The sequence below is a fragment of the Duganella levis genome (assembly GCF_009857605.1).
Taxonomy (GTDB): domain Bacteria; phylum Pseudomonadota; class Gammaproteobacteria; order Burkholderiales; family Burkholderiaceae_D; genus Rugamonas; species Rugamonas levis.
Genome location: NZ_WWCT01000010.1, coordinates 31,625 through 54,763, shown reverse-complemented (window position 1 = coordinate 54,763; position 23,139 = coordinate 31,625). Strand labels below are relative to the sequence as shown.

Annotated in this window: 20 protein-coding genes; 14 read left to right on the top strand and 6 right to left on the bottom strand. The window is 62.0% G+C overall.

Annotated elements, in window-relative coordinates; genetic code table 11:
- Positions 1-5 precede the first annotated feature (5 nt).
- Genes GTP69_RS13970 through GTP69_RS13960 form a run of 3 tightly spaced genes read right to left on the bottom strand, consistent with a single transcriptional unit; the run spans position 6 to position 3,326 of the window.
- Positions 6-1,316 (bottom strand): ABC transporter permease, encoded by a 1,311-nt coding sequence (locus GTP69_RS13970; protein ID WP_161055450.1) that lies wholly within the window; start codon positions 1,314-1,316, stop codon positions 6-8.
- Between the two features lie 10 nt (positions 1,317-1,326).
- The gene (locus GTP69_RS13965; RefSeq protein ID WP_161055449.1) at positions 1,327-2,040 is read right to left on the bottom strand and encodes an ABC transporter ATP-binding protein; all 714 of its coding nucleotides are present in this window, start codon (positions 2,038-2,040) and stop codon (positions 1,327-1,329) included.
- 17 nt (positions 2,041-2,057) lie between these two features.
- Positions 2,058-3,326 carry an efflux RND transporter periplasmic adaptor subunit gene (locus GTP69_RS13960; RefSeq protein ID WP_161055448.1) on the bottom strand — a complete coding sequence of 423 codons (1,269 nt, stop codon included), beginning with the start codon at positions 3,324-3,326 and terminating at the stop codon, positions 2,058-2,060.
- Between the two features lie 214 nt (positions 3,327-3,540).
- Between GTP69_RS13960 and GTP69_RS13955 the strand changes: the two genes are divergently transcribed.
- From GTP69_RS13955 to GTP69_RS13925, 7 genes are all read left to right on the top strand, one after another.
- Positions 3,541-5,037: a MutS-related protein gene (locus tag GTP69_RS13955; protein ID WP_161055447.1), complete on the top strand. Its 1,497-nt coding sequence runs from the start codon at positions 3,541-3,543 to the stop codon at positions 5,035-5,037.
- A gap of 45 nt (positions 5,038-5,082) precedes the next feature.
- Complete coding sequence (locus GTP69_RS13950; protein ID WP_161055446.1) at positions 5,083-5,364, top strand: hypothetical protein; 282 nt, start codon at positions 5,083-5,085, stop codon at positions 5,362-5,364.
- Positions 5,361-5,585 carry a hypothetical protein gene (locus GTP69_RS13945; protein WP_161055445.1) on the top strand — a complete coding sequence of 75 codons (225 nt, stop codon included), beginning with the start codon at positions 5,361-5,363 and terminating at the stop codon, positions 5,583-5,585. The genes GTP69_RS13950 and GTP69_RS13945 overlap by 4 nt, the downstream gene beginning before the upstream one ends.
- A gap of 53 nt (positions 5,586-5,638) precedes the next feature.
- Positions 5,639-6,166: a GbsR/MarR family transcriptional regulator gene (locus GTP69_RS13940; protein WP_161055444.1), complete on the top strand. Its 528-nt coding sequence runs from the start codon at positions 5,639-5,641 to the stop codon at positions 6,164-6,166.
- Positions 6,167-6,217: 51 nt separating this feature from the next.
- Positions 6,218-6,838, top strand: a complete 621-nt coding sequence (locus GTP69_RS13935; RefSeq protein WP_161055443.1) for a DUF4166 domain-containing protein — start codon at positions 6,218-6,220, stop codon at positions 6,836-6,838.
- Complete coding sequence (locus GTP69_RS13930; protein WP_161055442.1) at positions 6,835-8,283, top strand: TIGR01777 family oxidoreductase; 1,449 nt, start codon at positions 6,835-6,837, stop codon at positions 8,281-8,283. Before GTP69_RS13935 ends, GTP69_RS13930 begins: the two co-directional genes overlap by 4 nt.
- A 90-nt stretch (positions 8,284-8,373) precedes the next feature.
- Complete coding sequence (locus GTP69_RS13925) at positions 8,374-9,975, top strand: methyl-accepting chemotaxis protein (protein ID WP_161055441.1); 1,602 nt, start codon at positions 8,374-8,376, stop codon at positions 9,973-9,975.
- 18 nt (positions 9,976-9,993) lie between these two features.
- Here GTP69_RS13925 and GTP69_RS13920 read toward each other — a convergent pair whose 3' ends face one another.
- Together GTP69_RS13920 and GTP69_RS13915 are read right to left on the bottom strand one after the other, a co-directional pair.
- The gene (locus GTP69_RS13920) at positions 9,994-10,746 is read right to left on the bottom strand and encodes a carbon-nitrogen hydrolase family protein (RefSeq protein WP_161055440.1); all 753 of its coding nucleotides are present in this window, start codon (positions 10,744-10,746) and stop codon (positions 9,994-9,996) included.
- A complete protein-coding gene (locus GTP69_RS13915) occupies positions 10,746-12,620 on the bottom strand; it encodes a phosphoethanolamine transferase (RefSeq protein WP_161055439.1) in 1,875 nt (624 codons plus the stop codon). Before GTP69_RS13915 ends, GTP69_RS13920 begins: the two co-directional genes overlap by 1 nt.
- Before the next feature lie 295 nt (positions 12,621-12,915).
- Between GTP69_RS13915 and rpsL the strand changes: the two genes are divergently transcribed.
- The 6 genes from rpsL to GTP69_RS13885 all read left to right on the top strand — a co-directional run bounded on the left by rpsL (position 12,916) and on the right by GTP69_RS13885 (position 18,643).
- Positions 12,916-13,299 carry a 30S ribosomal protein S12 gene (gene rpsL, locus GTP69_RS13910; RefSeq protein WP_092281397.1) on the top strand — a complete coding sequence of 128 codons (384 nt, stop codon included), beginning with the start codon at positions 12,916-12,918 and terminating at the stop codon, positions 13,297-13,299.
- Between the two features lie 106 nt (positions 13,300-13,405).
- A complete protein-coding gene (gene rpsG / locus GTP69_RS13905; protein WP_110846374.1) occupies positions 13,406-13,876 on the top strand; it encodes a 30S ribosomal protein S7 in 471 nt (156 codons plus the stop codon).
- A 114-nt stretch (positions 13,877-13,990) separates the two neighbouring features.
- Positions 13,991-16,096 (top strand): elongation factor G, encoded by a 2,106-nt coding sequence (gene fusA / locus GTP69_RS13900; RefSeq protein ID WP_161055438.1) that lies wholly within the window; start codon positions 13,991-13,993, stop codon positions 16,094-16,096.
- 71 nt (positions 16,097-16,167) lie between these two features.
- Positions 16,168-17,358 carry an elongation factor Tu gene (tuf, locus tag GTP69_RS13895; RefSeq protein WP_110846314.1) on the top strand — a complete coding sequence of 397 codons (1,191 nt, stop codon included), beginning with the start codon at positions 16,168-16,170 and terminating at the stop codon, positions 17,356-17,358.
- Positions 17,359-17,485: 127 nt separating this feature from the next.
- The gene (gene rpsJ, locus GTP69_RS13890) at positions 17,486-17,803 is read left to right on the top strand and encodes a 30S ribosomal protein S10 (protein ID WP_005663509.1); all 318 of its coding nucleotides are present in this window, start codon (positions 17,486-17,488) and stop codon (positions 17,801-17,803) included.
- A 126-nt stretch (positions 17,804-17,929) separates the two neighbouring features.
- Positions 17,930-18,643, top strand: a complete 714-nt coding sequence (locus GTP69_RS13885; RefSeq protein WP_161055437.1) for a siderophore-interacting protein — start codon at positions 17,930-17,932, stop codon at positions 18,641-18,643.
- Positions 18,644-18,656: 13 nt separating this feature from the next.
- Here GTP69_RS13885 and GTP69_RS13880 read toward each other — a convergent pair whose 3' ends face one another.
- Positions 18,657-19,868 (bottom strand): ROK family transcriptional regulator, encoded by a 1,212-nt coding sequence (locus tag GTP69_RS13880; RefSeq protein ID WP_161055436.1) that lies wholly within the window; start codon positions 19,866-19,868, stop codon positions 18,657-18,659.
- Positions 19,869-20,104: 236 nt separating this feature from the next.
- Between GTP69_RS13880 and GTP69_RS13875 the strand changes: the two genes are divergently transcribed.
- Positions 20,105-23,095, top strand: coding sequence for a TonB-dependent receptor (locus tag GTP69_RS13875; protein ID WP_161055435.1), 2,991 nt, complete (start codon positions 20,105-20,107; stop codon positions 23,093-23,095).
- The last annotated feature ends 44 nt before the right edge of the window (positions 23,096-23,139 follow it).

Genomic DNA, 23,139 nt, shown 5'->3' with positions numbered 1-23,139 from the left:
CTCGCTTATTGGGATTTGAGTTGCAGTGCCGGCGTGACCTGGCAGGCGCGCCAGGTCGGCAGCAGGCCGGCCAGGACCGCCGCCAGCACCGCCAGCACGAAGGTGGTCAGCAGCATGATCCAGTCCATCTGCGCCACCGTTGCCAGTGCCTTCGACTGCAGTGCGATCAGCGCCAGCGCGCCGACCGCCAGCAGCAGTCCAAGCAGGCCGCCGACCAGGCCGACCACCGTGGTCTCGATCAGGAACTGGGTGAAAATCTCGCGGCGCGAGGCGCCCAGCGCGCGGCGGATGCCGACTTCGGCGGCGCGTACCGAGAACTTGGCCAGCAGCAGGCCGATGGTGTTGACCAGGCAAAGCAGCAGGAAGCCGAACGACAGGTACACTGCCAGCTTGTTGTCATTGTCGACGACCTTTTCGAATTCCAGCCATTCCATGACGTCGTACAGCTTGTTCGGCGTATTGCGTTTCAGGCGTCCCAGCTTGCGCTGCTCGGCGGCGTAGCTGTCCAGATAGCTTTGCAGCGCCGAGCGGTCTGCGCTGGCGGTCTCAAACCACACCTGGATCCAGGTGCACTCCGAATCGAGGAAGCCCTGGTAGCCCGGTTCCACGTTGCCCTGGCAGCCAACGCTGCCATTGCGATCCACCTGGTGGCGGATGGCGGTGGCGAAGGGAATGTACATATCCTCTTCATCGCCGAAGGCGGTTTCAGGGCCGATCAGGTGCTGGTAGCGCGGGATCACGTTCCAGGTGTCGAGCACGCCGACGATCTGGTAATCGAAGCCGCCCATGCGCACGCGGCGGCCCACCGGATCGGCGTCGCCGTACAGTTTTTCCGACAGCTTGCGGCTGATGACAATCACGTCGCCGCCGCGCTGGTCGGCGTCCGGCGCCCAGCCCTGGCCGTGCAGGAAGGGCGCTTCAAACATATTGAAGTAATCGCCACCGGTGGCGATGCCGCGCACCACGAACACGCCCAGATCCTTGCGCTCCGGTTCCAGCGGCAGGCTGACGCCAAACAGCGCGGTGCGCCGCTCGCCGGCCTTGCTGTTCATGAAATTGACGGCGTCTCGGTAGCTCATCTGTTCGTCATTCGGCTTGTCGCCAACCTTGTAGCTTTCAATCGGGCCGTTGTCGAACTGCGGCACGAACAGGCGCTCGCTCTTGGTCGGGATCGGGTTGCCGGACATGACGTGCAGGATGGTCAGCGTCGACACGCTGGCCGCCACGCCGATGGCCAGCGTCAGCACCATCAGCGCGGTCAGGGCCGGATTGCGGCGCAGGCTGCGCAGGCCGAGCAGGAAGTAGTATTGGAACATGCTGCGCTCCTTACGCTTGGGCGGCGTGGCCGACGGTGCTCAGCGACGGCGACTTGCGCACCAGGTCGGACACCTGGCCGTCGATGATGTGGACATTGCGCTGGGTGCGCACCGCCAGTTCGGGATCGTGGGTCACCATCAGGATGGTGGTGCCGGCGGCGTTGATCTCTTCCAGCAGCTCCATCACGCCGCGCGCCATTTGCGTGTCCAGGTTACCGGTCGGTTCATCGGCCAGCAGCAGCTTGGGCGAGCCGGCCAGCGCGCGGGCGATCGCCACCCGCTGCTGCTGTCCGCCGGACAGTTCGGCCGGATAGTGCTTCATGCGCGAGGCCAGGCCGACCTTGGCCAGTGCGTCCTCGATGCGCTCCTTGCGCTCGGCGGCGTTGAAGCCGCGATAGCGCAGCGGCACGTCGACGTTATCGAACAGCGACAGGTCGGGAATCAGGTTAAAGCCCTGGAAGATGAAGCCCAGCTTTTCATTGCGCAGGCGCGAGCGGGCGTTGTCGTCCATGCCGCGGACGTTGACGCCGTCCAGCACATACTCGCCGTCGGTGAATTCTTCCAGCAGGCCGGCGATGTTGAGGAAACTGGTCTTGCCAGAGCCGGACGGCCCGGTGACGGTGACGAATTCGCCTTGCTTGACCTCGATCTCGAAACCGCGCAGCGCGTGGGTTTCGATCATGTGGGTGCGATACACTTTGCTCAGGTTTTTCATGCGCAGCATAGGGAGCCTCTTAAAAGTTATTGATTGATCGAGACGCGTTCGGCGTTCTCAAAGGTTTCGGTACCGGAGATCACAATCTTGTCGCCTTGTTTCAGGCCGCCGAGGATTTCCACGGCGGAGACGCTGGTGGCGCCCAGCTTGATCGGGGTGCGGATGGCGACGCCGTCGCGCACCACATACGCATAGCGGCCGCCTTCCGATTCGACGAACGGGCCGCGCTGCACCATCAGCGCGTCGTGCTTCTCGTCGATCAGCAGGCGGGCGGTGATGCGCTGGCTCTGGCGCAGGCCGGCCGGCTGTTCGCCGTTGAAGCGCACCCGCGCCAGCACCTGGTTCTTCACCACTTCCGGCGACAGCGCCGACAGTTTGCCGTTGGCGGTGCCGGTGCCGTAGTTGACTTCCGCCGTCATGCCCAGGCCCAGGTCGGACACATACGTCTCCGGCACTTCCAGCTCGACTTCAAGGCGCGACAGATCGACCAGCGTCATCAGCGGTGTGTTGGCCGGCACCACGCTGCGGTTGGCCACCGACAGCGTGCCGATGAAGCCATCGACCGGCGCCCGCACCGTCAGCTCGTCGACGCGGCGCTGGGCGTTGGACAGCGTGCTGCGTTGCTGCTCCAGCTGCTTGATCTTGGATTCCAGCTCCAGCGCCACGTTGTCGCTTTCCAGCGCCGAGGCCTGGTCGGCGTGCTTGGCGCGGATGGCGGCGGAGTTCAGCGCGTCCTTGGCCTTCTGGTATTCGATCTTGGCGATGATGCCTTCGTTGGAGACAGCGTCGTAGCGCTCCAGCGTGCGCTGCGCGGACAGGCGCTCGATTTCGGCGGTGTCGGCGTCGCGCTGCGCCAGCAGCTTCTGTTTGCGGGCCAGGATGCGCTGGCGGGCCACATCGGCTTCGATCTGGGCGTAGGCCGCTTGTTCCTTCTTCAGCGCGTCGGACAGGTCGGGCGATTCCAGCACGGCCAGCACGTCGCCTTTCTTGACGGTGTCGCCGGCGTGAGTCTGCAGCGTGACGGTGGCCAGCGACGGCGCGTACAGCGTCGGGCTGACGGCGGCGACGATGCGGCCGTTGACGGCGGCGTCGCGAATCAGGGTGCCGCGGCCCACTTCAGCGATGCGCAGGCGCGAGATGTTGACCGAGTGGTCGGTGTTGCGCCAGTTGTGGAACAGGTACCAGCCCACGGCCAGCAGTGCCACGGAGGCGCCGGCGATGATCAGGCGGCGCTTGGTGGCCTGGCCTTTGGGCGCGGCGATCACGGCGTCTTGGGAGGAGGTGTCACGTATCATGATGGTCGTATGGTGTATGGATAGGCAACATTACGCAGAAAGCGTGCCAGATTCTAAGTGTTTGATTTATATGGAATAGTTAATGGCGTGTCCGCTGTCCGCATGCGTCCGGGAGCGTCCGGCAACGTCCGTGATGTCCGCGTTGTCCGGCCGGACTTGAAAATCTGGCAATTGTGCTCAATCTGGCGCAGTGTTGCCACCTGATAAGCCTTTCATGACCGATTACCCGTTTGTGCCGAGCGATGTTGCGCTCTACTGCCGTACCCTGTCCGACGCGGACACTTTGCTGGACACCGCCACCTGGGACGACCTGCTGCTGCCGGATTACAGCGCACAGCTGGCGCGCGAGACCAGCATCTTCGGCCAGCAGGAACTGCACCGGCGGCTGCATGTGCAGGAGGATGTGTCCACCTCGGTCGTCCGTGTCCGCGCGTTGGTGGCGGACGATGGACTGCGGACGCGATTGACGTCCGCCGCCACCGGTCTGCGCCAGGCGGACCGCGAGATCAGCGAGACCGTGTTTGGCGCGCCGCTGTCATCAACGCCGCGCTGGGTGCCGCTGCTGGGCTGGTTGCCGTGGGCGTTCCTGCTGTCGGTCGGGCTGGCGCTGGGCATGAACTGGCTGTGGATGTGGCTCGTGACGCTGGCGCTGTTCCTGTCGCTGTGCGCGATTCAGGCGGGCTATCATGATGCGGTGCAGGAGTGGACCAGCATCCTCAACGCCATGCAGCAGATGCTGCGCGCGCACGGGCTGCTGGCGCAAATCGACGACCCGGCGACGGCGCCGCTGCGCGATGACGGCGCCGAGGCTGCGCGCCTGAACCGGGGTCTCGGCCGTTCGCTGCTGGCTTACCTGCCGGGCGCGCGCGATTACGCCGACTGGATGTTCCTGGAAAATGTGCGGCACTACTTCCGCAGCCGCGAGGTGGTAGGTGAGCACATCGACTTCCTGCGCTCCAGCTTTGCGCGGGTGGCGGCGCTGGAGGCGGATCTGGCGCTGGCGCGCCATCTGTCGCAGGTGCAGGCGTTCTGCTGGGCGGAGCAGGGTGACGAAGTGGCGCTGGACGATGTGGTGCATCCGCTGCTGGCCGATGCGGCGGCGCTGACGTTCGGCATGGCGCGGCAGGGCGTGTTCATCTCCGGCCAAAACGGCATCGGCAAGAGCACCTTGCTGCGCACGATAGGCCTGAACCTGATCACCGCGCGGGCCTTCGGCTTCTGCTACGCGACGCGTGCGGTCACGCCGCTGCAGCCGGTGTACACCAGTATGCAGAACGACGATGCGATGGACAACGGCGAGAGCTTCTATATGGCCGAACTGCGGCGCGGGCAGGAACTGCTGGCGGTGGCGGCGCAGCGGCGCGCCATCTTCCTGATCGACGAAATCTTCCGCGGCACGAACTACCTGGAATCCGTATCGGCGGCCGGCGCGGTGCTGCACACGCTGGCGCAGCAGGGGCGGGTGGTGGTGGCGTCGCACCATCTGGTGCTGGCGTCGCTGCTGGCCGACAGCCTGCGGCCGTGGTGCGTCAGCCGCGAGGGCGGGCGCTGGCAGCTCAAGCCTGGCCTGCTGCAAGCCACCAACGGCATCGCCCTGCTGACCGCGCGCGGCTTCGACAGCGCCATCACCACCAAAGCCGACCGCATCCACGCCTGGCTCAGCGACTACATGGCGCATCCGGACACTGATCTGCCGCAACTGGCGACCTAAGCCCGTTCACTACACTGCAAGTTCCGCCCGCCTTTGGAACTTGTAATGCTAAAAGATGTCCAACTGAATTGGTTGTCGGCAGCCCGGTGTTTCGCGGCGGGACCGGCTTACAGCACTCTCGGAATATTTTGTATTATTTGTGGGGTATTTTGCGGCATGCAGTTGCTGGCGGCGATGACCGAACGCGGAGCCGACCTCAACTGGCGGCCAGGCATCAACTTTAAGATTGTCGCCGTGATCGTAGTCGTCATCACTTTGTGCTCTGGCTACATGGCTCGGCCGGTTGCTCAGTCATGCGCAGCAAGTGCGCAAAAGGAATCGAAATGAGCGGGAACGGGGATCTTAAAAACTGGGGTCGCGTACAGTTAAAGGAAATGCGAGCTGCGCTGCCATTCACTAAATTTACTGTTGCTACGTCCTTGGGCGGTGAAGTGGGAATGCTGCTTATGATGGTGTTTTCGGTTGAGGCGCACGTGGCGATTGCGGTGGCCATGGTTATTGCTGCTGCGGCTGGTTGGGTGTGGCGAAATCCCAAGAAAAGTCTTTGACTTTGGGTTGAGCGAGGCATAACATTTCTGTGTTGACAGAAATTAGAGAAATCATGGACCTTTCGCCGACCATCCAGAAGTACATCCTCCACTGGGGCGAAATGGGCGCGCGCTGGGGCGTGAACCGGACCGTGGCCCAGATTCATGCGCTGCTGTTCCTGGTCAACCAGCCGCTGAACGCGGAGCAGATCGCCGAGACGCTGAATGTGGCGCGCTCGAATGTCAGCAATAGTCTGAAGGAGCTGCAAAGCTGGGGGCTGGTGCGCATCATCCACATGGCGGGCGACCGGCGCGACCATTTCCTGGCCTTGCAGGATGTGTGGGCCATCTTCCGCGTCATCGTGGAAGAGCGCAAGAAGCGCGAGATCGATCCGACGCTGACCGTACTGCGCGCCTGCGCCGCCGAGGCGGAGAATGATCCGCTGCTTGAGCAGGCCACCAAGGTCAAAATGGAGCAGGTGCTGGAGTTCCTCGAAATGCTCACCGCCACCTATGACGATTACAAGCACCTGCCGCCAGCCATCATGCAGCGCTTCCTGAAAATGGGCGGCAAGGTGGCGCGCCTGCTCGGCAGCGATTAAAAAATTCACTAATAATTTCTGTGCCTACAGAAATAACAGACGACGCTAACCATGTTGATTCCATCCGAAGGTGAGCTGTTCAAGAAAATCCTTGGCCCGACCTGGGGCCAGCTGCATCCCGATATCCAGGCGCGCTTCGACAAAAATCCGCTGCCGGGCAAGCCGCTGTATTACACCGGCACCTTGTCGGAACTGCGCTGCTCACGCGTGGGCAGCTTGTTGGGCTACCTCAGCATGCCGTTCGTGAAAGGCGCGCTGATGCCGTATAACGATGCGGATTTCCCGGTCGATATCCAGGTCTATTCCCGCCACAATTGCGCGTGGATTTTCAAGGAACGCACCTACCGCCTGCACGCGCGCAAACCGGTGATGTTCACTTCCTATATGGCGGAGAGCCCGCAGGGCGAAGTGCTGGAGTATGTCGGCATGGGACTGGGCATGAAGCTGGTGCTGGATGTCCGCGACGGCAATCTGCATTTCGAAAGCGATGGCTATTTCTGGCAGGTGTTCGGCGTGCGCATTCCCTTGCCGGATGTGCTCACGCCGGGCAAGACCTTTCTCCGGCATCGCAACAACAGCGCCAACCAGTTCGATATCCACATCGAGATCCGGCATTCGCTGTTTGGCACGACCTTCACGCAAGCAGGTATCTTCAGGGAGGTGACGGCATGAACACGCACACACTGGCGTTGCAACTGATGGCGGCGCAGGGTTGTCTCGGCGCCTTCGATACGCTCTATCACCATGAGCTGACCGAGGCGCTGCCCGGCCGCGCCACCGCGCGGCGCGAGCTGTCGATTCACGCCTTGCGCGCACTGATCTACAGTGCCTTGTTCATCGGCTTGTCGTCGTGGGCGTTCCAAGGCTGGTGGGCGTTGGCGCTGCTGCTGGTGTTCAGTATCGAAATTGTGTTGACGCTATGGGATTTCGTCGTTGAGGACCGTACCCGCCTGCTGCCGGCGACCGAGCGCGTCACCCATACCGTGCTGGCGATGAACGGCGGCGCCTTCATCGCGCTGCTGGCGCTGGACATGCCCGCCATGCTGGCCTTGCCCACTGCATTGGTGTGGGAGCCGCATGGTGCGCTAGGCGTATTCCTGGCGCTGTGCGGCGTTGGTGTCGGCGTGTCTGGCTTGCGCGATGCCTGGGCGGCGCGCAGCATCGGCCGCATGGCGCAGCGTGATGCCGGCGATGCCCGAATAAGCTTTGCTGCAAGTGAGCGCAGTTTCCTGGTGACCGGCGCCACCGGCTTTATCGGTCAGCGCCTGGTGCGCGCTTTGCTGCGTGATGGGCATCGCGTGACCGTGCTGACACGGCAGCCGCGCCAGGCGGCGTGGATGTTTGACGGCCGCGTCGAGTGCGTCGCCGGCATGGCGCAGTTGCCGCCGACGCGGCGTTTCGATGTGGTGATCAATCTGGCCGGTGCCCGCATCCTCGGCTGGCGCTGGACGGCGGCACGGCGCGCGGCGCTGCGGCAAAGCCGGATCGGCCTGACCGGGCAATTGGCGGCATGGATCGGCGCGGCGGAACACAAACCGGCGATGCTGTTGTCGGCATCGGCGATCGGCTACTACGGCGTGCAGCCGCGTGGCGATGCGACCGTGCTGACCGAGCAGGACGGCCCGCAGCCGATCTTCATGTCCGAGTTGTGCCAGGAATGGGAAGCTGCGGCGCTCGCAGTGGAGGCGGATGGCGTCAAGGTGGCCTGCATGCGTTTCGGCTTGGTGCTGGGCACGCAGGGGGCGCTGCCGATGATGCTGTTGCCGGTGAAGCTGGGACTGGGCGGGCCGCTTGGTGGCGGCACGCAGTGGCTGTCGTGGATCCATGTGGATGACCTGATCGGCGCCATGGCCCATCTATGCCGCACTGGCGGCAGCGGCAGCTACAACTTCACCGCGCCGGAGAGCCTGACACAGGCGCAGTTCAACCGCGTGGCGGCGTCGGTTCTGCATCGCCCATATGGTATGCCGACGCCGGGCTGGCCAATGCGGCTCGGCTTGGGCGAACAGGCGGACCTGCTGCTCGAAGGGCAGCGGGTTGCGCCGGTGCGCTTGCTCGACAGCGGCTTCGTTTTCACCTATCCAGAACTGCGGCAGGCCTTGTCCAACCTGTTGTAACCACACCTTTTGAATAGTTAATTTTAAGGTTAGAAAACTTCAAAATTTGGTATAGTGTTTCTAGTCAGAAATATCAAATTTGGAGGCGGGATGAATAAGGTTACAGTACGGGCAAGCTTGCTTGGAGTGCTAGTTCTGTTTACGGTGATGTTGCTGGCTGGTGCCGCGCTGGGCATCGTCGCCTTGCAGCAGTCCAATCGTTCGATCGTGGAAGTACACACCATTTCCAGCCAGATCATCACCATCAACGATGCGTACAAAGACACCACCCGCACCCGCTCCGCACTGACGCGCGGCTATGCGGCGCTGAAAGAGGGCGACGACAAGGCCACCCGCGATTCCGCCCTGACCAACGCCAAGAAATCCTACCAGCGCACGCTGGACTTTCTCGACAAGTTCGAGAAAGCGCCGGACTTTCCTGGCCAGGATACGCAACTGAAAAAAGAGCTGGTGGACTCGGGCCGCAAGCTGTCGGCGGTGCTGGACCGCGCCTCCGACGCGCTGGCCAAGGATGATCCGGGCACGTACTCGGCCATTAATTCAAAAGAGCTGACGCCGGTAGGCGCCGCCTTCTCGGCCGCGCTGGAAAAATTCCAGAAGCTGGGCGATGAGCAGATCACCACGCTGACCGAAAAGCGCGCCAGCGAGTATGCGATCGTGATGTGGCTGGTAGTGCTGGGCCTGCTAATTGCGCTGGGCGTGGTGTTCGGCACGCACCTGATGCTGCGCTCGACGGTGCTGGTGCCACTGGCCGGCGCGGTGGATCAGCTGGACCGCGTGGCCAGCGGCGACCTGACCGCCAATATCGAAGCTGATGGCGACAACGAAATCCAGCGCCTGCTGAAGGCGATCCAGCGCATGCAGGGCGACCTGCTGTCGACCGTGTCGCGCGTGCGGCATGGCGCGGACATCATCAACACCGGTTCGCAGGAACTGGCGGCCGGCAATATGGAACTGTCGTCGCGCACCGAGACGCAGGCCAGTTCGCTGGAAGAGACAGCGGCCTCGATCGAGGAGCTGACCAGCACCGTCAAGCAGAACTCGGAGAATGCGCAGCATGCGCGCACGCTGGTGGAAGGCGCGTCCAACACGGCGGCGCAGGGCGGCGAGGTGATGACGCAGGTGGTCAGCACCATGAACGCCATCAACGACGCGTCGCGCAAGATTGTCGATATTACCGGCGTGATTGACGGTATCGCTTTCCAGACCAACATCCTGGCGCTGAACGCAGCAGTGGAGGCGGCGCGTGCCGGTGAGCAGGGCCGCGGCTTCGCGGTGGTGGCGACCGAGGTGCGCAATCTGGCGCAACGTTCGGCGGCCGCCGCCAAGGAGATCAAGGTGCTGATCGACGACTCGGTGCAGAAGATCCAGCTGGGCACCAATCTGGTCGAGCAGGCCGGCACCACGATGACCACGCTGGTGGGCAACGTGCATCAGGTGACGCAGATCGTCGGCGAAATCGCCGTCGCCAGCCGCGAGCAGAGCGAGGGCATCGACCAGGTCAACCAGGCCGTGGCGCAGATGGATACGGTGACGCAGCAGAATGCCGCGCTGGTGGAAGAAGCCGCCGCCGCCACGCAGTCGCTGCAAGACCAGGCCAGCGAGTTGCAGTTGACCGTCAGCGTCTTCAAGATCAACGAAAGCGCCGTCGGCGCCACCCGCCGCCCCGGCACCCAGCTGGCGCTGCGCTGATCTTTTCCGGCGGCCGGTTCAGGTCGCCGTCTTGACTGGCACGGTGCGGCCGTGCCAGTCGTTGTTTTCTTCTGCGATGACCAGGTAGTCGCCCGGGCCTTCGGCTTGGGCTATCAGGGTGCCGCCCGGCGCCCAGATGGCGCTTTTGCCGGCGCATGTGTAGCCGCCGGACGGGGCGCCGTGGTTGGCCATCAGGATTGTCATGCGGTGTTCTTCCGCGTAGCGGCGCAGCAGCGCCGCGTCGGCCTCGTATCCCCCGTTGGAAATCAGCACGCCGGCCACGTACAGTGTGGCGCCGGCGTTGGCTGCCGCGCGCGCGTGTTCCGGATGGGTGGTGTCGGCGCAGATGGCTTCGACGTAGCGCTGGCCGTGCAGGGCGTGAGCTTGCGCGCCGCGTGGACCCGGCTGGACGTGGGCGTCTTCACCGGCGTGCAGGTATTGCTTGCGGTAGGTGGTGGCGCTGCTGTCCGGCCGGAAGGTGATGCTGGCGATGCAGGGCTGGGCGGCGCCGTCGTCGATCAGCGGGGCGCCGACGATGATGGTCATGCCGGTGTTGACCGCTGCGGCGCGCAGTGGCGCCAGGCGCGCATCGTGCGGCGACAGTGCGCACTCGCGCAGCAGCGGCAGTTCGTAGCCGCACAACGACAGTTCCGGGAACACCAGCAACTGCAAGCCTTCCGCATGGGCGGCGGCGATGAAGCGCAGGTGGGTGGCGAGGTTGGTGGCGATGTCACCCGCCACCGAGGGCGTCTGTGCAGCGGCGATGCGCATTATTTGTCCTGTTTGATGGGCTTGCTTTTGTCGATCACTTCGCGGCAGTCGCCTTTGAAGTTGGCGTTGTCGTAGTTGGTCCAGCCGTAGCTGTCCACGTAGCGCTTGTGTTGTTTGAATTGCTGGTTGAGGAAGCTCCACTCCAGTTTTTCATCGCCGTACTCGATGTCGCCCAGGTCCAGCAGCGTGTGGAAGATGTTCTCGGTGGCCAGCCGCGCCTTGCGGTGCTTCAGCAGCTGGCTAACCTTCTCCGGATAGCGTTCCTTGTATTCGTCCGAGTACCAGACGATGGCCGGCACGTGGAATTCATACTGCGTGTTGTGGCCGTGGAAGGCCAGCTTGCACGTGCCGTCGTACAGTGTCTGGCCGTGGTCGGCCACGTAGACCATCGAGGTCAGCTGCTGCGTATCCTTCAGCTGGTGGATCACCTGCGACAGGAACCAGTCGGTGTAGAGGATGGAGTTGTCGTAGCTGTTGTTGAGCTGCGGCTTGATCTTGAGGTCGGTGTACACCGGCTTGTCGATGCCGAACAGCGACGGCTGCCATTTGTCGAAGTCCTTCGGGTAGCGTTGGCTGTAGTTCCAGTGGTTACCCAGCGTGTGCAGCACGATCAGCTTTTTCGGCGCCGGGTCGGCGATGGCGTGCTGTAGAGGCTCCAGCAAAATCTGGTCGAAATTGGAGTTGTTGGTAAAGCCGCCCAGGTTCATGAACTGGATCACGTCGGCTTCCTTGGCGAACACCGACACCGGCGTGTCGAACTGGCCGAACGAGATCTGGTTCGACAGCCAGAAAGTCTTGAAGCCCGCTTCTTTATAAGCGGTGAGGAAGGATTTTTCCGAGAAACCGTCTTTCAGGCTTTGCGTGGCCGGCTTGCGCGAGATGATCACCGGCACCGACAGCCGCGTCGCCGACACGGCGGTGATCACGTCCGGCAGCGTGACCAGGTTGGCTTCCTTGCTCAGCAGCGGGGTGGTGTCGCGCGCGTAGCCGTTGATGCCCCAGCGGTCGTAGCGCGACGATTCGCCGATCACCATGATGACGATTTCCGGCGTGTCGTTTTTGGCCGGCTGGTGTGCGTGGAAGCTGAAGTCGCGGCTGCGTTGGCCCAGGTCGGCCAGGTATTCGCGCTCTTTCCAGAAGTCGATGCCGCGCGCGGTCAGGCCGAACGGCCACGACGAGGCGAAGTCGCTGAACGTCAGCGGCGAGCGCATCCGCCATGGCAGCGGGCCGAGTTTCCAGTCCAGCCGGTGTTCGCCGGTGATGGCGGCGCGTTCCGGATCGCTGGCTTCCTCCGATGCGTCTTCCTCGCTGGCGGAGGACTCTGAGGCTGAAGCCGACGCCGACGCGCTGGCGCTGCTGTGCGCCACCGGCGCGGCATGCACGCCGAATTCGCGGCCATACAGCCCCAGCGCGGCCAGCGCTATTAATATAGCCAGTGCCGTCTTGCGGCTGGCGCCGTGCCAGTTCAGCGCCGGGCTGCGGCGGGCCGCCACCTGCACCGCGATCCACCAGGCGATCACGCCCACCAGCACGGCCGCCATCAGCCACACTTTGCGGCCGAGGAATTCCATCGCTTCCTTGGGGCTGGTCTCGGCGATGATGCCCAGATGGTGGGTGGAAACGCCCTGGCCGTAATAAATAAACAAGTAAATCTCGGTCGGCAGCGCCAGGAAGGCCGGGATCAGCAGCCAGTGAAACCACGCCGGCCGGCCGACCACGCTCCACACCACCAGCCAGGCCAGCAACTCCACCAGCAGCACATGGCCCAAGTCCGGCACTTGCCGCCCCAGCAGCAGGGGCACGCAGGGCACCAGCGTCAGCAACAGGTAACTGGTCAGCACGAACAGCGGGGCGGGGCGCAACAAGAATCGCATTGAGGGCTAGCAGGATGGGAATTATTTGCTATTATCAAGTGTTTTCAGACCTTTCTGCTAGTGGCTGCTTTCCCGCTGCAAGCCGCCATCCGCCGCGAAATTGATTGACTGAGCTACCGTTCACGTCTATACTCGCGAGTTCTCAATTTATTCTGCACATCGTATACGTTGAATCCGGCTGCTCCATGAGAGTGGCTGTTTGCGCCTCCTTTGGCCCAATAGATCGAGAGAAGGTTTTTTGTCCCCGGCATTTTGACCGGGTTGTTAATGTTGTTATTTAGTTGGGTTTAGAACGATGCCAACCATCAATCAACTGATTCGCCAACCACGCACCAAACTGGTCGTGAAGAGCAAATCGCCGGCGCTGGAAAACAGCCCGCAAAAACGTGGCGTGTGCACCCGTGTGTATACCACCACTCCTAAGAAGCCTAACTCGGCACTGCGTAAAGTTGCCAAAGTGCGTCTGACCAACGGTTTCGAAGTTATTTCGTACATCGGCGGTGAAGGCCACAATCTGCAAGAGCACAGCGTTGTTCTGCTGCGCGGCGGTCGTGTAAAAGACTTGCCAGGTGTGCGTTACCACATGGTTCGCGGTGCACTGGATACCCAGGGCGTTAAAGACCGTAAACAAGCTCGCTCGAAATACGGTGCCAAGCGCGCCAAGCAAGCTAAGAAGTAATCATTATTAATTGAGTTGAGCCGGTCGCGAGACCGAGTAAGTGGCTGGCTATGATGGCCGCCGCGAGTGACCGCAAGGCACTCAACTGAAGAGAAAAGGAAATGACATGCCACGTCGTCGTGAAGTACCCAAGCGCGAGATCCTGCCGGATCCAAAATTCGGCAACACTGATGTCGCCAAATTCGTGAACGTTCTGATGCTGTCCGGTAAAAAATCGGTCGCAGAAAACATCATCTACGGTGCCTTCGAGCACATCTCGGAGAAATCCGGTAAAGACCCGCTGGAAGTGTTCGCTACCGCGATCAACAACGCCAAGCCGCTGGTTGAAGTGAAATCCCGTCGCGTTGGTGGTGCCAACTACCAGGTGCCGGTTGAAGTCCGCCCAGTGCGTCGTATGGCGCTGTCGATGCGTTGGCTGCGTGAAGCGGCTAACAAGCGCAGCGAAAAATCGATGCCACAGCGTCTGGCGGGTGAGCTGATGGAAGCCGCTGAAGGTCGTGGCGGTGCGATGAAGAAGCGTGACGAAGTTCACCGCATGGCTGAAGCGAACAAGGCGTTCTCGCACTTCCGCTTCTAATAAAATCGGCCAGATCCTGCGTGATCTGGTTGTCATCTGTTGTTCGAGGCCGGGCTCATTTTTTCTCCAAAAAATGGCGCTCGGTTTTGTCCATTCAAAGATTTAGGATTAATTATGGCCCGCAAGACCCCCATCGAGCGCTACCGCAACATCGGTATCTCCGCTCACATCGATGCAGGTAAGACCACCACCACCGAACGCGTTCTGTTCTACACGGGCGTGAACCACAAGATCGGTGAAGTTCACGATGGCGCCGCCACCATGGACTGGATGGAGCAGGAGCAGGAACGCGGTATTACCATTACCTCGGCTGCGACCACGTGCTTCTGGAAAGGCATGGCGAACAACTTCCCAGAACACCACATCAACATCATCGACACCCCAGGCCACGTTGACTTCACCATTGAAGTGGAACGTTCGATGCGCGTGCTGGATGGCGCTTGCATGGTTTACTGCGCAGTGGGCGGTGTTCAGCCACAGTCGGAAACCGTATGGCGTCAGGCTAACAAGTACAAAGTGCCACGTCTGGCCTTCGTCAACAAGATGGACCGCACCGGCGCGAACTTCTTCAAAGTGTACGAGCAAATGCGCGCACGCCTGAAGGCCAACCCAGTCCTGATCCAGATCCCAATCGGCGCCGAAGACAACTTCAAGGGCGTGATCGATCTGGTCAAGATGAAAGCGATCCTGTGGGACGACGCTTCGCAAGGCATGAAATTCGACTACGTCGATATCCCTGCCGAGCTGGCTGATTCGGCTGCCGAGTGGCGCGAAAAGATGGTCGAAGCTGCTGCTGAAGCCAACGAAGAGCTGATGAACAAGTACCTGGAAGAAGGCGACCTGACCGAAGCCGAGATCAAGAAAGCGCTGCGTGATCGCACCATCGCTTCCGAAATCGTTCCTATGCTGTGCGGCACCGCGTTCAAAAACAAGGGCGTACAAGCCATGTTGGACGCCGTGATCGAGTACCTGCCATCGCCAATCGACATCGCTGACGTTAAAGGCACCGACGAAGACGAAGCCCCGACCACCCGCAAGGCGTCGGACGACGAGAAATTCTCGGCACTGGCCTTCAAGATCATGACCGACCCGTTCGTCGGCCAGCTGGCCTTCTTCCGCGTGTACTCGGGCGCCATCAATTCGGGCGACACCGTGTACAACTCGGTCAAAGGCCGTAAAGAGCGTCTGGGTCGTATTCTGCAGATGCACGCTAACCAGCGCGAAGAGATCAAAGAAGTGCGCGCCGGCGACATCGCCGCGGCAGTGGGTCTGAAAGACGTGACCACCGGCGAAACCCTGTGCGATCCATCGTCGATCATCATCCTGGAACGCATGGTGTTCCCAGAGCCAGTGATTCAACAGGCTGTGGAACCAAAAACCAAGGCCGACCAGGAAAAAATGGGCCTGGCGCTGAACCGTCTGGCACAGGAAGATCCGTCGTTCCGCGTGAAAACCGACGAAGAGTCGGGCCAGACCATCATCGGTGGTATGGGCGAGCTGCACCTGGAAATTATCGTCGACCGTATGAAGCGCGAATTCGGCGTGGAAGCCACCGTGGGCAAACCACAGGTTGCATACCGCGAAACCGTCCGCAAATCGGTATCGGATGTTGAAGGCAAGTTCGTTAAGCAGTCGGGTGGTCGTGGTCAGTACGGTCACGCAGTGGTGACCCTGGAACCACAGGAACAAGGCAAAGGCTTCGAGTTCATCGACGCAATTAAAGGCGGTGTGATTCCACGCGAATTCATCCCTGCGGTTGAAAAAGGTGTGCGCGAAACCCTGAACAGCGGTGTTCTGGCTGGCTACCCAGTGGTTGACGTCAAAGTCACCCTGACCTTCGGTTCGTACCACGATGTTGACTCGAACGAAAATGCATTCCGCATGGCCGGTTCGATGGCATTCAAAGAAGCTTGCCGTCGCGCCAGCCCAGTCATCCTGGAACCAATGATGGCTGTGGAAGTCGAAACGCCGGAAGATTACGCCGGTACCGTGATGGGCGATCTGTCGTCCCGCCGCGGTATGGTGCAAGGCATGGACGAAATCCCAGGCGGCGGCGGCAAGATCATCAAAGCCGAAGTACCGCTGTCGGAAATGTTCGGTTACTCGACCACCCTGCGTTCCGCAACGCAAGGTCGTGCGACTTACACCATGGAGTTCAAGCACTACTCCGAGGCGCCTAAGCACGTTATCGACGCTATCGTTACCGCGAAAGCTAAGTAATTCTGTAATTTTTGCGGCCGGGTAGATCATCCGGCCGCACATTTAAAACTTTGTTCTGAGGAAGAATCAAAATGGCAAAAGAAAAGTTCGAGCGGACTAAACCGCACGTCAACGTAGGCACCATCGGTCACGTCGACCACGGCAAAACCACCCTGACCGCAGCAATCGCTACCGTTCTGTCGAAGAAATTCGGCGGCGAAGCCAAAGCTTACGACCAGATCGATGCTGCTCCAGAAGAAAAAGCACGCGGTATTACCATTAACACCGCTCACGTTGAGTACGAAACCGCCGCACGTCACTACGCTCACGTTGACTGCCCAGGCCACGCCGACTACATCAAAAACATGATTACCGGTGCAGCGCAGATGGACGGCGCGATCCTGGTTTGCTCCGCAGCTGACGGCCCAATGCCACAGACCCGCGAGCACATCCTGCTGGCCCGCCAAGTTGGCGTGCCATACATCGTCGTGTTCCTGAACAAATGCGATCTGGTGGATGACGAAGAGCTGCTGGAACTGGTTGAAATGGAAGTGCGTGAGTTGCTTTCGAAATACGAGTTCCCAGGCGACGACCTGCCAATCATCAAAGGTTCGGCACGTAAAGCACTGGACGGCGACACCGGTCCGCTGGGCGAGCAAGCCATCATGGCCCTGGCCGATGCACTGGACAGCTACATCCCTACGCCAGAGCGCGCAGTGGACGGCGCCTTCCTGATGCCAGTGGAAGACGTGTTCTCGATCTCGGGTCGCGGCACCGTGGTAACCGGTCGTGTTGAGCGCGGTATCATCAAAGTCGGCGAAGAGATCGAAATCGTCGGTATCGTTGACACCGTCAAAACCACCTGCACCGGCGTGGAAATGTTCCGCAAACTGCTGGACCAAGGTCAAGCCGGCGACAACGTTGGTCTGCTGCTGCGCGGCACCAAGCGTGAAGACGTGCAACGTGGTCAAGTTCTGGCAAAACCAGGCTCGATCAAGCCCCACAACCACTTCACCGGCGAGATCTACGTGCTGTCGAAAGACGAAGGCGGTCGTCACACTCCGTTCTTCAACAACTATCGTCCACAGTTCTACTTCCGTACGACTGACGTGACCGGTTCGATCGAACTGCCACAGGACAAAGAAATGGTTATGCCAGGCGATAACGTGTCGATCACCGTCAAGCTGATCAACCCGATCGCGATGGAAGAAGGTCTGCGCTTCGCAATCCGCGAAGGCGGCCGTACCGTCGGCGCTGGCGTTGTTGCAAAAATCCTGGCCTAATTTTTAGGCTGGATTGAAACTGGGCCGATAGGGTGTGATACCATATCGGCCCAGTTGTATGAAACTTCGTTCTTTTTAAAATTGCTGGCGCTACAAAGTTGCCAGTTCGCTCTTTTGAGGAATTATCATGTCCGCACCAAACCAAAAAATCCGTATCCGTCTGAAAGCTTTCGACTACAAGCTGATCGACCAGTCCGCACTGGAAATCGTTGACACCGCTAAGCGCACCGGCGCCGTTGTCAAAGGCCCAGTCCCACTGCCAACCCGCATTCAACGTTTCGACGTTCTGCGTTCGCCACACGTCAACAAGACCTCGCGCGACCAGTTCGAGATCCGTACCCACCAGCGCCTGATGGACATCGTCGACCCAACCGACAAGACCGTTGACGCACTGATGAAGCTGGACCTGCCAGCTGGCGTTGATGTCGAAATCAAACTGCAATAATCGTATTGAAGCCGGCGGCGCTGCATAGCGCCACTGCCAGCTGATGATGGGGCCGGACGTGCAAACGTCCGGCCCCATTTTTTTGTCTGCACAAAATATCGGCGCGCTTGTCCCGTCTGCATTGGCATGGACAACACCTTCCCCACCAGGCGCGCCGGCCTGTTTGAATCGGCAGTACAAAAACTCTTCACCCGCCCCGCGCGCGTGCTGGAGATCGAGAACCTCGGACCGTATCGCCTGGTCACGCTCGGTGGCGACGCCCTGCGCAATGCGGCGTGGCACGCCGGCGACAAGATTCAGATCCAGCTGGGCGGCTGGGTGCAGCGCACCTATACGCCGCTGGACTGGGATGCCGAGGCCGGCCGCCTGCGCATCCTGATTTACCTGCATGCAGACGGTCCCGGCACGCAATGGGCGCGCACGCTGCGCCAGGGCGACAGTTGCGTGGTGTTTGGCCCGCGCAAATCGGTGCGCCTGGCCGAGCCGCAACCAGCGCTGATTTTCGTTGGCGATGAGACCTCGGCCGGCCTGGCGGCGGCGCTGTCACCAGCGCAGATATTGTTGGAGATGAACGCACCGGCGGACAGCGCCGAAGTGCTGGCCATGCTGGGCCTGCAGCATGCGCAAGTGTGCGCGCGCCATGGCGACGACGCGCACATCGCCGAGCTGGGGAATCTTCTGCTGGCGATGCTGGCGGGGCAGCCTTCGGCCGCGATTGTGTTGACGGGCAAAGCCAGCACCATCCAGCACCTGACGCGTTTGCTGCGGCGCCAGCCCGGCCCGGCCGCACAGCGGCACAGCAAGGCTTATTGGGCCACCGGCAAAAGCGGCATGGACTGACAGGGCAGGGAACTCAGGCGGTGCCGAGGCCGTGCTCGGCGAATGGACGCATCAGGTAGTGGCGCGCCATGGCGGCGCCGCCGATGGCGATGGTGTTGGCGCCAAACTGCGGCGTGCGGATCACCGGCGCCGTCAGCGAGGTGGCGCTGGCGTAATCGTGCAGCACCTGCCGCGCCGGCGTGACCAGGTGGTCGCCCAGCCGCAGCGCGGCGCCGCCCAGCACGATGCACATCGGATCGAACGCCACCCACAGATTGTTCAGCAGCACGCCCAGATGGCGGCCGGCGGCTTCCACCGCTTGCAGCGCCGGGCCGTCGCCGGCGTCGGCGGCAGTGAATAGTTGTTGCAGCTGTTCCATTGTCGATGGCGCTTGCTTGCCGTACACGGTGTCCAGCATGGCTTGCAGGCCGATCAGCGCATCGGCACAGCCGCGCCGGCCGCAGGAGCAGGGCGGTCCGCCCTGTTGCAGGATGGTGTGGCCGACCTCGCCGGCGAAGCCATACAGGCCGGTCAGCAGGCGGCCGTTGACGATGATGCCGGCGCCCACGCCGTAACCAATACTTACATAGATCAGCGGATCGGCGCCGTGCTGGCCGGAGAATTCCACTTCGGCCAGCGCCGCCACATTCGCTTCATTCTGGGCGAACAGCGGCAGCGCCGCCAGCGCCGAGCCGGCCAGTCCGGCACGCAGCAGGCCGGTCACATCGATATTGCGCCAGCCCAGGTGGGGCGCGATGTGCAGCAGGCCGGTGGCGTCGTCCACCGCGCCGTGAAGGCCGACGCCGACACCCAGCATGGTGCGTCCTGCCAGCTCGGCGCTGGTGCTCAGCTGGATCAGCGCATGCGCGGTCTGGGCAATGCAGGCGGCGGCATCGGCCGCGTCGGCATAGGGCAGTTCGCGCTCGGCCAGCACCTCGCCCAGCAGATTGGTGGCGACGATGCGCACCGTGCCAATCCCGAGGTCGGCGCCCAGCAGGGCCAGCCGTTCACCGTCCAGGTGCAGCGGGGTGGCGCGCCGTCCCAGGGCGCCGGTGGCGCGCAACGCGCTCTCGGTCAGCCAGCCTTCGTCCATCAATTCCCGCACCAGCAGGCTGACGGTGGATTTGGTCAGGCCCACGGTTTCCGACAGCCCGGCGCGCGACATGCCGGGCTCGCTGCACAGCTGGCGCACCAGGGCCATGCGATTGATTTGTTTCAGTAATTGCTGGTCACCGGCGACGATCATGGGTCCTGTTCCAAGGGAATGTCGAGCGATGATACACCGTGCATGCCGTTAGCACATTATTACAACATTACGCCGTTACGTAACGGCGAAAAACCGCCACGATGAAGCGCATCAATTGACGAATGGAAGCGTTTCTCCTATTCTTAAGTTGCCGAATTTGTCACATCAATGAACTAATTCAGGTGCGTGCCGGTCGATGTTGCGCCCCCGGCATAAATCATAAATAAGGAGACAAAATGCAACGTACTTTGAAAACGTTTTCAAGGGTGCCGGCCCGCCGCCGCCTGATCGCCATGGCAGTCGCCGGCGCCTGCGCCACCTTGTCGGTCGCCCAGGCGCAGGATGCCGCCAACCCCACCGACAGCACCACCAGCGCGCCGACGGTGGTGGTGACCGGCATCCGCGCCAGCATGCAATCGACGCTGAACATGAAGCGCAATTCCGACGGCATCGTCGACGGCATCGTCGCCGATGACATCGGCAAATTCCCCGACACCAACCTGGCCGAATCGCTGCAACGGATTTCCGGCGTGTCCATCGACCGCAGCAACGGCGAAGGGCAGAAGGTCACCGTGCGCGGCCTCGGCCCCGACTTCAACCTGGTGCTGCTGAACGGCCGCCAGATGCCGACCACCGACCTGAGCGACTTGTCGGGCCGCTCGTTCGACTTCTCCAACCTGGCGTCGGAAGCGATCTCGCAGCTGCAGGTCTACAAGACCGGCCGCGCCGACAGCCCCACCGGCGGCATCGGCGCCACCATCAATGTGATGACCGCGCGCCCGCTGGACAATCCGGGCATGCGCGCCAGCATCGGCGCCAAGGCCGTCAAGGACAGCTCCAACGACCACCTGCCCGGCATGCTGAAGGGCGACAGCGTCACGCCGGAAATATCGGGCATTTACAGCAACACCAGCGCCGACGGCCGCTTTGGCGTGGCGGTCAGCGCCAGCTACCAGAAGCGCGATTCCGGCTTCAACCGCGCCGGCCTGGCCAACGGCTACCAGGGCCCGTACCTGGGCTCGGCCACCACCGACGGCGTGACGCTGCCGCAGCCAGGCCAGCCTGGTTCGCAGAACATCACCAACCGTCCCGGCCCGACCGACCTGTACTCGATTCCGCAGAACTTCGGCTACAGCGTCAACGCCATCCAGCGGCAGCGCACCAACGGCCAGCTGGTGCTGCAATTCCGCCCGGTCAAGGAGCTGACCACCACGCTCGACCTGACCTACTCGGAGCAGAAGATCCAGACCAAGCGTAACGAGCTGAGCGTGTGGTTCGGCCAGACGCCGACCTCGACCAGCAGCTGGCCGGGCGGCCATGTGCAATCGCCGCTGACCTACGAGGAAACCTACAAGACGCCGCAGGACATCTCGGTGGTGGGCGGCGACTACGCCACCAAGACCAAGAACCAGTCGATCGGCTTTAACACCGTGTGGAAAGCCACGCCGACCTTGCGCGTCGAGTTCGATGCCCACCACTCCACCGCCGAGTCCGGCGCCGACAGCCCGTTCGGCAGCGAGAACAACCTGTCCAACGCCAGCTTTAGCCGCGGCAACACCAAGATCGACTTCACCCACGAACTGCCGGTGCTGAGCATGCCGGCGGCCGACCTGGTGAACCAGCCGATCCAGGCCGCCGGCTCGTGGTTCCACAACAGCTGGGAGAAAGCCACCATCAGCCAGGCCCAGGCCAAGGGCAATCTGAAACTGATGGAGGCGTCCGAGCTCAATTTCGGCGTCGGCTACACCGACGCCAGCAACCGCTCGACCTATTCCAACGTGCAGAACAACACCTGGGGCGGCGCCACCAAGGCATCGGACTACCCGGCCAGCATCTTCCAGGCCAATCCGCTGGGCTCGTATTTCCAGCAACTGGGCGGGCATGACGCGCCACAGCTGTTCGGCACGCTGTACACCTTCGACTTCGCCACGCTGCGCGCGCTGACCGCCAAGGTCACGGGCAACGCCGCCGGCTACCTGCCGAATTTCGCCACCGCCGACACCGACCGCGAGCTGAAAGAAAAAACCAGCTCCGGCTACCTGTCCTTCGGCACCGACTGGGACACCGCGATCCCGTTCCACTCGGCGCTCGGGGTACGGGTCGAACGCACCAAGGTGACTTCGCACGCCCAGATCCTGCCGGGCACCGGCATTTCGTGGGAGTCGCAGAACGAATTGCCGCTCAAGTTCGCCGGCGCCGCCTTCAGCGACCAGGACGCGTCGTACACCAATGTGCTGCCGAGCCTGAATCTGGACTTCGACCTGCGTCCCGACATGAAGCTGCGCGCCAGCGCCGGCAGCACCATCGGCCGGCCGCGCTATGACCAGATGCAGGGCGGCCTGACGCTGGGCACCATCGCCAACGTCTTCACCGGCGGCACCGCCTCGGTCGGCAATCCGGCCCTGAAGCCGGTCAAGTCGAAGAACCTGGACCTGTCGTGGGAGTGGTACTACGATCAGCAAAGCGTGCTGTCGCTGGCGCTGTTCCACAAGAAGATGGACAACTACGCCGGCCAGACCGTCACCTCGCAGTCGCTGTACAACCTGCACACGCCGATCGGCGGCGCCTACTACAACGCCGCGCTCGCCTCGGGCTGCACGGCGGCCGACACCAACTGCCTGCGCAACTACATCCTCAACACCTTCGACGGCCAGCCGGGCGTGACCAAGACCGGCGTCAAGTCGGACGGCAACCTGAACGGCACCATTGTCGGCCAGCCGAACGATCCGCTGGCCAACTTCCTGGTGACCAGCTACGCCAACCAGAAGTCGGCCACCGTCAAGGGCGCCGAGCTCAACGTGCAGCACATGTTTGGCCGCAGCGGTTTCGGGGTTCAGGCCAACTACACGTATGTGACGTCGCCAACCAAGTACGACAACGCCAACACCAACGACCAGTTCGCCATTCTCGGCCTCAGCAATTCGGCCAACCTGGTCGGCATCTACGAAGACAACAAGTGGTCGGTGCGGGTGGCCTACAACTGGCGTGACAAGTTCCTGGCGGCGACGGTGGATGGCGGCGGCCGCGCGGCGCCGGTGTACACTGACACCTACGGCCAGACCGACGTCAGCGTGGGCTACAACTTCAACGATCGGCTGAGCTTCCAGGCCGAGGTGATCAACCTGACCAACGCCACCCAGCGTCAGTTCGGCCGCACCGACGCCTCGACCCTGAACGTGACGCAAGCCGGACCGCGTTACATGCTGGGCGCGCGCTACAAGTTCTGATCGGTAGCGTCTGACCGTGCCACAGGCCGCCGTTGTCCAGGCGG